The organism is Vibrio sp. 10N.222.49.C9 (assembly GCF_041474985.1).
Lineage (GTDB): Bacteria > Pseudomonadota > Gammaproteobacteria > Enterobacterales > Vibrionaceae > Vibrio > Vibrio crassostreae_C.
On the sequence record NZ_JBFRVD010001189.1, the window covers coordinates 1 to 349 of the forward strand.

Sequence of the window (349 nt, forward strand, 5' to 3'; positions counted from 1 at the left end):
ACTCGATAGCTGCGGTTATTATTGAGAACAGAGACCCTGATGACATAGTCTTAGGCACTGAAGATACTAACGTTGACTTGGGTCAGCAAATTATGGACAAGGCGATACTAGCCACTACAGTCGTCAAAGATGATGTCGCTGATATCTTTACGTTGGTGTTTGCACAATCAGAGCTTGAAGGCTTTAGTAATGGCGGTGCCGAGTTTGATTACACCAACGGACAATACGTATTCCAAGGCCGAGTCGATGAATCTGGAAATATTATTGGGTTGGAAAACCTCATTCTTATTCCACCAGAAGATTATGCCGGTGACATTGCTCTCAAATTTACTGCTGTTACCACAGATAC

1 protein-coding gene is annotated in these 349 nt (G+C 43.0%); it reads left to right on the top strand.

The features are described 5' to 3' along the window. Window positions 1–349, top strand: a 349-nt coding sequence (locus AB4585_RS27505) for a hypothetical protein (protein ID WP_372171920.1), incomplete at both ends; no start/stop codon positions are given.